This window comes from Dactylosporangium darangshiense, from assembly GCF_039537565.1.
Lineage (GTDB): Bacteria > Actinomycetota > Actinomycetes > Mycobacteriales > Micromonosporaceae > Dactylosporangium > Dactylosporangium darangshiense.
The window spans coordinates 88392-96635 of record NZ_BAABAT010000045.1; the positions used below are offsets into that span (position 1 = coordinate 88392).

General features: G+C 69.6%; 6 protein-coding genes and 1 pseudogene. 2 read left to right on the forward strand and 5 right to left on the reverse strand.

Translation table 11 applies throughout. The annotated features are described in order from the left end of the window. Positions 1-83: 83 nt before the first annotated feature. A complete protein-coding gene (locus ABD901_RS46810) occupies positions 84-965 on the reverse strand; it encodes a phosphatase PAP2 family protein (protein ID WP_345138312.1) in 882 nt (293 codons plus the stop codon). A 655-nt stretch (positions 966-1620) separates the two neighbouring features. Here ABD901_RS46810 and ABD901_RS59280 point away from each other — a divergent pair. Continuing rightward, positions 1621-1863 carry an HNH endonuclease gene (locus ABD901_RS59280; protein ID WP_380139296.1) on the forward strand — a complete coding sequence of 81 codons (243 nt, stop codon included), beginning with the start codon at positions 1621-1623 and terminating at the stop codon, positions 1861-1863. 16 nt (positions 1864-1879) lie between these two features. After that, positions 1880-2131: pseudogene (locus ABD901_RS59285) on the forward strand (DDE-type integrase/transposase/recombinase); the annotation flags it as partial. 80 nt (positions 2132-2211) lie between these two features. Here the strand turns inward: ABD901_RS59285 and ileS are convergent. The 4 genes from ileS to ABD901_RS46830 all read right to left on the reverse strand — a co-directional run bounded on the left by ileS (position 2212) and on the right by ABD901_RS46830 (position 8102). Then, entirely contained in the window at positions 2212-5325 is a 3114-nt protein-coding gene (ileS, locus tag ABD901_RS46815) for an isoleucine--tRNA ligase (RefSeq protein ID WP_345138315.1), read from the reverse strand. Positions 5326-5588: 263 nt separating this feature from the next. Then, entirely contained in the window at positions 5589-5849 is a 261-nt protein-coding gene (locus ABD901_RS46820) for a hypothetical protein (protein WP_345138318.1), read from the reverse strand. Between the two features lie 423 nt (positions 5850-6272). Then, entirely contained in the window at positions 6273-7781 is a 1509-nt protein-coding gene (locus ABD901_RS46825) for an ISL3 family transposase (protein WP_345138321.1), read from the reverse strand. A 192-nt stretch (positions 7782-7973) separates the two neighbouring features. Next, positions 7974-8102 carry an ATP-binding protein gene (locus ABD901_RS46830; RefSeq protein ID WP_345138323.1) on the reverse strand — a complete coding sequence of 43 codons (129 nt, stop codon included), beginning with the start codon at positions 8100-8102 and terminating at the stop codon, positions 7974-7976. Between the last annotated feature and the right edge of the window lie 142 nt (positions 8103-8244).

Genomic DNA, 8244 nt, shown 5'->3' on the forward strand with positions numbered 1-8244 from the left:
GACATCGCCAGCGCTCCAACCAGCTCCACGAACGCCGCAGGGCCAACCGAGCGGTGCTCGCTGCCCTGATCAGGCGCCGTTGTCTACCTGATCGTCTGGTCGGCAGCGGTCCCGTCGCCGGGTGGCATCGGCGCGCTCGACGTCACCCTGCTGGGCGGCCTCATGGCCGTGGGGATCTCCCCAGCGACCGCGGTCGCCGCCGTGGTCGGATATCGGCTCGTCACCGTCCGGGTGCCGCTGCTACCCAGCGCGTTCGTGGCGGTGTTGCCGCACCGCCGGATTCTGTGAGCGAGCGGCCCGGACACCAGCGGCAGCGCCCGGGCCACCGCGATCGCGCCCAGGCCGACGGCCACCCCGGCGACGACGTCGAGGATGAAATGGTTGGCGGTGACGACCACCACGACCGCGGTCGTCAAGGTGTACAGGTAGCACAATGCCCGTCCCCGCCGGCTCGCCAGCAGTGCGGCGGCAACGCAGGCCGTCCACACCGCCCAGGCGAGGTGGAGCGACGGCATCGCCGCGTACTGGTCGGCGGGCACCGGGCCGCCGTGGGTGGTGCCGAAACCGGCGTCGGCCACCGAGTCGGTGTAGCCACCGCCCGGCAGCAGGCGCGGCGGCATCACCGGGAACAGGAAGAACACCGTCATCCCGACGACGTTGGTGATCACCAGCGCGTTGCGCATCGGCCGGTAGAGGTCCGGCCGGACGACGTAGCACCACACCAGGACGCCGAGCGTGACGAGGACGTGCGCGGCCTCATACCAGTAGGCGGCCGCCAGGCCGAGCGGTGGATGGCTGGTCAGCCACCGGTTGCCGGCCGACTCCCAGTCCAGGTGCAGGAGCCGTTCGACCGACAGGATCCCGGCGCCGTGGCGCCGGGCGGGGACGGCGCGGACCGCGGCCAGGGAGCGGATCAGGTCGTAGACCTTGACCAGCAGGACCACGACGAGGATTTCGCCGATCACGTGCGGGCGGCGTCGAGGTGCCGGACGCCGGGTGGGTTGCTGTGTTGCGTCGACCGGAACGGGCGGCGCGGAGACGGGCCGTACGGTCACGTGGCGTTCCGTGCGGCGGCCGCCGGGTCGGCCGCCGGCACGGTGCTCGTTTCCGCCGTCGCTATGTCACTGGCTGCCAAGATGCCTCCTCCTGCTGTCGGCGATGGACCGGCCGGCGCGAAGAGCGCCTTTGATCATTAGCTGGGTCAGCGTACCCGGCAGCCACACCGGCGGCCGGGCCGCACCTGAAGGCCTTTCGGATGCCGAGGAGCAGCCTGGCGAAGTGCGCCCCACCCGGCCGGCCGGACCCGGGGCGCCGGCCCGCTCGTTGCGGTGCATGTCGCTGGGGGCGACGGCGGAGCGCAGCTCGACAGCCAGCGAGGTGGTCAGGGCGTCGGCGGCTGCTGGTGCGGCCCGACACGATTCTCAAGTGGCACCGTGACCTGATCGCGCGTGAGCGGAGCGGCACGGCGCGGCGAGTCCCCGAGCGGGCGCGCTGGCGGCCCTTCGGGCCGCCCTTGAAGACGCATGGAAAGTTTGCGCCCGGCCCGGGTGAAGCACTGTGTGACTCCGGTTGCTACCTGTCCGGTCCCGGCTGGCCGCCGAGATCCTCGCCGGCCGCCGCGTGTCGGTACGCGTCGAGGAGCACACGCAGTCCCCCTCAAGAGACGGTGCGAGCTCTGCGAGCAAACCGGACCAATGCACGTCCACCACGTCCGCAAACTTGCAGACCTCCAACCACCCCGGACCGACCCAACCCACGTGGACAACGCACATGGCGCGACAGCGACGCAAAACCCTCGTGGTCTGCGCCGCCTGCCACGACCACATCCACACCGGGCAGCCCACCACCACACGCACGGCATAGATCACTGGAGAGCCGGATGCTCGGACACGGGCCAGTCCGGTTCGGCGGGAGGCCGCACGGAAAAGGACCTGCACAGCAGGCACCTCGCCGTGCGGCCGACCCAGCCATCAAGGTCAATGGCGTCTGGCGATACGTCTACCGGCCGGTTGACCAGCACGGGCAGGTGATTGACGTGCTGGTCTCGGTCCGGCGCGACGCCGCCGTGTCCCGCAGGTTCTTCCAACGAAACCTGGCCACCCTGAAGGTCACGCCCTCCGAGGTGGTCAGCGACGCCGCCCCGCCCCGATCTACCCGGCCGTGCTCGACGAGCCGGTTCCGTCGGCGAGGCATCACGTCGAATGAATCGGATCAGGCGCGGCGCAGCCAGAACGTCAGGCCGAGGTCGGCGTCCTGGTGCGGCGTGGCCGCCCAGTCCGGCTCGCCCGGGCCGAACCGCACCGCGAGCACCTCGTCGGCGACCAGGTCGCGGTGCTCGTCGAGCGCCGCAGTGACGTCGTCCTGGGCCGCCGCGTAGCGCAGCTCGATCCGGTCGGAGACCTCCAGGCCGCTGGCCTTGCGGGCCTCCTGGATCAGGCGGATCGCCTCGCGGGCGAGCCCGGCCCGGCGCAGTTCCGGCGTCATCTGCAGGTCGAGCGCGAGGGTGGCGCCGGCCTCCGAGGCGACCGCCCAGCCTCGGCGCGGCGTCTCGGTGATGATCACGTCGTCGGGGCCGAGGGTCACTGGCTCGCCATCGACCGTCACGGTGGCCTCGCCGGCAGCGAGGCCCCGCTTGATGGCGGCGGCGTCGGCCGCGGCGATCGCCTTGGCCACGTCCTGGACGGCCTTGCCGAACCGCTTGCCGAGGGTCCGGAAATTCGCCTTGGCGGTAGTGTCCACCAGCGACGCCTCGGAGGCGCTGAGCGGCAGGACCATGGCGACGTTGAGCTCTGCGGCGATCTCTGCGATGAGCTCCGGCTTCAGGTCGGCGAAGCCCTGTGCCGAGGCGAGCGAGCGCGCCAGCGGTTGGCGGGTCTTGACGCCGGACGCGGCGCGGGCTGTGCGGCCCAGTTCGACCAGACGCCGGGCCACCGCCATCTGCTCACCCAGCCGGGGATCGATCAGGCGCTCGTCCACCTCCGGATACGCCGCCAGGTGCACCGACGGGGCGGCCGTCGGGTCCACCGCCACCACGATGTCCTGCCAGACCCGGTCGGTAACGAACGGGATGAGCGGCGCGAGCAGCAGGGTCACCGTTCGCAGCGCCTCGTGCAGGGTGGCCAGCCCGGCCGGGTCGCCGCGCCAGAAGCGGCGGCGGCTGCGCCGGACGTACCAGTTCGACAGGTCGTCGACGAACGCGGCGAGCAGCTTGCCGGCTTCCTGGGTGTCGAACGCGGCCATCGCCTCGTCGACCTGACGCACCAGGACGTTGAGCTCGGAGAGCACCCACCGGTCGAGCATCGGCCGGTCCGCCGGCGCCGGGTCCTCAGCGCACGGCACCCAGTTCGCGGTGCGGCCATAGAGCGCCTGGAAGGCGACTGTGTTCCAGTAGGTCAGCAGCGTCTTGCGGACCACTTCCTGCAGGGTCGTGTGACCCACACGGCGGGATGACCAGGGCGAGCCCGCGGCGGCCATGTACCAGCGCACGGCGTCGGCGCCGTGCTGCTCCATTAGCGGGATGGGCTCGAGGATGTTGCCCAGGTGCTTGGACATCTTGCGGCCGTCTTCGGCGAGGATGTGCCCGAGACAAACGACGTTCTCGTACGAGGACCGGTCGAAGATCAGCGTGCCGACGGCCATGAGGGTGTAGAACCAGCCGCGGGTCTGGTCGATCGCCTCGCAGATGAACTGGGCCGGGTAGCTGCGCTCGAACAGTTCCTGATTGCGGTGCGGGTAGCCGAACTGGGCGAAGGGCATCGCGCCCGAGTCGTACCAGGCGTCGATGACCTCTGGCACGCGCGTCGCCGTCGCGCCGCAGTGGCAGGTCAGGGTGACGTCATCGACGAACGGGCGGTGCGGATCGAGGTTCGACAGGTCCCGCCCGGCCAGCTCGCCGAGCTCGGCGAGCGAGCCGACACAGGTCAGGTGCTGCGCCGGGCAGCGCCAGATTGGCAGCGGGGTGCCCCAGTAGCGGGATCGCGACAGGGCCCAGTCGACGTTGTTCGTCAGCCAGTCACCGTAGCGGCCGTGCTTGATGGTCTCGGGGTGCCAGTTGGTGCGCTCGTTCTCGCGCAGCAGTTGGTCGCGGATCGCCGTGGTGCGCACGTACCAGGACGGCTGGGCGTAGTAGATCAGTGGCGTGTGGCAGCGCCAGCAGTGCGGGTAGCTGTGTTCGTACTGCCGCTCGCGGAACAGCAGGCCGCGGTTCTGCAGGTCGATGACCAGCGGCGCGTCGGCGTCCTTGAAGAACATCCCGCCGATCAGCGGGATCTGCGTCTCGAATGTGCCGTCGGGGCGCACCGGGTTGACCATCGGCAGCCCGTAGGCCCGGCAGCTGGCCAGGTCGTCGGCGCCGAACGCGGGCGCCTGGTGGACCAGGCCGGTGCCGCTCTCGGTAGTGACGTATGTCGCGAGGATGACGAAGTGCGCGTCCGGCACGTCGACCAGGTCGAACGGCCGCCGGTAGGTCCAGCGCTCCAGCTCCTTGCCGGTGAAGCTGTCGCCGGTGCGCGTCCAGCCGTCGAGGACCTGCTCCAGCAGCGGCTCGGCGACGACGAGCCGCTCGGTGCCGTCGGTGGCCACTACGTAGGTGACGTCCGGGTGTACCGCCACGGCCGTGTTGGACACCAGGGTCCACGGGGTCGTCGTCCACACCAGCAGCGACGCCTGCCCGGCGAGGGATCCCGAGGTCAGCGGAAACCGCACGAACACTGAGGGATCGGTGTCATTCTCGTAGCCCTGCGCCAGCTCGTGGTCGCTCAGCGCCGTCTGGTCGCGCGGGCACCACGGCGCCACCCGGAAGTCCTCCACCAGCAGGCCCTGGTCGAAAATCTGCTTGAGCGACCACCAGACGGATTCGACGTACTCCGGGTCCATGGTGCGGTACGCGTCGTCCATGTCGACCCAGTAGCCCATGCGCTCGGTCAGCTCTGCGAAGGCGTCGGTGTGCCGGGTCACCGATTCCCGGCATTTGGCGTTGAACTCGGCGATGCCGTAGGCCTCAATGTCCTGCTTGCCGGTGAAGCCCAGCTCCTTCTCCACCGCGAGCTCGACCGGCAGGCCGTGACAGTCCCAGCCCGCCTTGCGCGGGACGTGAAAGCCCTTCATGGTCTTGTAGCGCGGGAAGATGTCCTTAAACACCCGCGCCTCGATGTGATGCGTTCCCGGCATCCCGTTGGCGGTCGGTGGGCCCTCGTAGAAGATCCAGTCGGGCCGCCCCTCGGTCTGCTCGAGGCTGCGCTTGAAGACGCTGTTGCTGTGCCACAAATGCAGCACCTCATGGTCAAGGGTGGCCAAGTCGACCTGCGCGGGCACGGTTCTGTACATCCGGTCGGTCCTCCGTCGGGCGTGCTCTCCAACGAAGGGACGAGACCGAGGTCCCGCGGTACCACCCTCCTTGGCCGCGCGAAACGCACGACCCGCTCATTCGGATGCAAGGTCGGTTCTACTCGGCCCGCGGGCCTTTCTTCCGACGGCTCCGGGGTGATGTTCCCACCGTGCACGCTCCCAGGCTCACACCGCCCCCGGGTCGCTCCGAGCTGCGTCCGGTAGTACTCGTCCCCATCAACGCGCCTCTTGCAGCAGACATTTTAACAACGGGACGCCGGTCGCCGGCGCGCCGGCAGCAGTCCTGGTGTCTGCGCTCTCCCTCGCGCCGGGGTGGCTGCCGGCGCGGCGGTGTAGGCGTCGATCGTGGTGTTGATCCGCGTGGCGATCGCGGCGAGCGCCATGCTGGCCGCGTCGAGCCCGGTTGCGTAGGAGACGCCGTTGCCGGCTTGGTAGCGGTGCGAGACGAGGTCGCCGTCGTCGAGGTGGCCGGCGCTGAGCTCGATCCGCCTCCCACACTCCATGGTCGCGTCCCTGCCAGAGCAACGCGACGGGGTCTTGGATGAGTCCGGTGGTCGTCCGCCGTTGCTACCCGGGGCGGTGCGGCGGGCGGCCAGTCTTACGTTGCGAGATGGTGTGCCGGATTCAGCGCCGCCGTCACGCCCCGCGATCCCTCTTTCCCGGCCCCGCCGCGCCGCCCGTCCTTGCGACGAATCGCACCGCTGTTCACGATCGAAGGCGCCAACACGCACCTGGCCGGCGCATCCCGCTCGGGTGCGGCCCTCGTCTCCGCCGGGGATCTGCCCACCTGACTCGACCGTCAGTCCCACAGCGTCGGCCAGCGCAGCCTCGCTGTTCAGACCGTCGCCACCATCGCAGTCACCCGCCTGTCAACGGCCTCTTGTTCGTGGCTCTGGCACGAAGTTCGTGAATGCCTGGTTCGGGGGTTAGTCGGCGAGGATGACGCGGCGGCGGAGGAGGTCGAAGTTGGCGCGGCCGAACATGGCGCGTTTGATGGCCTTGAGTCTGCAGACGTTGCCCTCGACGGCGCCGCTGTTCCAGTCGAGGGTGAGGCCGTTGCGGACGGCTTCGTAGTCTTTGACGAGTCCGGCTGCGAAGCCTGCGAGCGCGGCGATGCCGCTGTGCTGTGCGTGGCTGATCCAGGTGTCGAGGTGCTGGCCTTGGCGGTGGCGGAGCATACCGGCGAAGTCGCTGACGAGGCGGTCGACGGTGTGCAGGCTGGCGCAGCGTTGCAGGATGCGGCTCAGCTCGGCTTGGTCGTGTTTGGTGCGCTCGCCGGCCGGCTGGATGATCCACCCGGTGACCTGCCGCGGTTTGAAGGTTGCTGGTGCCAGCGCTGCGGGCGGAACGGCGCTGACGCGCCAGGTCTGCAGCAGCCGGCGGACGCTGCGTTCGCTGCCGTGATAGCCGTGATCGCGCAGTTCGGTGGTGAGCAGGGCGGCGTTGGTGCAGCCCTGCTGCCAGCGTTCGGCGAGGTAGGGGACGTGTTCGTCGAGCTCGCGTGAGCGTGTGGCGGGGTCGGTGAGGAGTTCGTCGGCGGTCGCCGCGAGCCGGTAGCGGCGCACGGTCTTGCCGTCGAGGTTGAGCGCGTTGCAGATGGCGGTGGTGCCGATGCCCTTGCTCGCCAGCGCGTGGATCTCGGCGTGGCGTTGGTGGGTCAGCTGTGCTCGGCGGCCTTCATCGGAGGTGGTGGGCGGTGCCGGCTGTGCGACGACTTCATGTTCGGGCCGATCGCGTAGGCATTTGCGGTGCGCGCGGACGACCCGATCGACTGCTTGGGTGGAGTTGTACAGCAGATGGAACCGGTCAGCGACCTGGATCGCGTCCGGCGCGCCCAGCCGAGCGCCCTCGGCGTAGCCGCCGGCCCGATCCCGGCAGATAACGTGAGTACCGGGGTGGGCCCGCAGCCAGGCAGCGAACCCGGCGGACCGCCGGTCGGGCAGCAGGTCTACCGGGCGGCGGGTGCGCATGTCCACCACGATGGAGCCGTAGTGGGAGCCTTTGCGGAACGCGAAGTCGTCCACCCCGACCACCGCCACACTGCCCGGCTCCGGCACCGGCAGGGCGCGGATCAGCTGCAGCAACGTCGTGCGGGACACCGCTGCCGCCAACCGCCGGGACATCCTCGCCCCGGGCCGGCCACCCAGCGCGAGAGCGATCTTCTCCAGAACGCCCCGAAGCAGTTCGGTGCGACGCGCGTACCGGCCGGTCACGCCCGGAACCTGCTCGGTGAACGTGCGTCGGTCGCACGCCTGCTCGTCGCAGAAGAACCGCCGCACCTGCAGCCGCAGCAGCGTCTGCCGGCCGCCGATCCCCAGATCCGACACCGTGCGCCCGTATCGGCTGTGCACCCGTGTCGACGCGTTCCCGCAGTCCGGGCACGCCGCTGCGGCCGCTGACACCTCGGCATCCACCGAAACCAGGGTCTCCTTCACCCGGACCTGCTTGATACGCAGCGAAGCCAGGTGCGGCAACAACATCGTCAAGCCGAGATCAACGCACGGCAGCCATGATCACCGATCCACAGCGCCGCAAAGCCATGGGGGTCGATTTCACGAACTTCGTGCCAGAGCCCGGTTTCTCCCCAGTGACGGCCAGTTAGTTCCCCGCCCTGGTGAGGTGTTCGGTCAGTTCAAGGGCTTGACTCCTTGTCCGGTGGTGGCTTGGTTGAGGCGGAAGCTGTCACCCTGGGTCACGACGACGTGGGCGTGGTGCAGGAGCCGGTCGACGGTGGCGGTGGCGAGGGTTTTGGGCATGATCTCGTAGAAGCCATCTGGGGCTGGCTCATGTTCGCTGGGGCATGGTTGCGCCTTGTGCCTGGCCAGAAGCGATCCCGTCTGATCTATTGATCCTTCAGGGGGTTGGTCGATATGTTAGGCGCCGCCTTACTGAGTTAGG

Excerpts from the sequence above, each read along its gene's own strand:
- ileS (WP_345138315.1), bottom strand. The coding sequence starts at position 5,325 with ATGTACAGAACCGTGCCCGCGCAGGTCGACTTGGCCACCCTTGACCAT.
- ABD901_RS46820 (WP_345138318.1), bottom strand. The coding sequence starts at position 5,849 with ATGGAGTGTGGGAGGCGGATCGAGCTCAGCGCCGGCCACCTCGACGAC.
- ABD901_RS46830 (WP_345138323.1), bottom strand. The coding sequence starts at position 8,102 with ATGCCCAAAACCCTCGCCACCGCCACCGTCGACCGGCTCCTGCACCAC.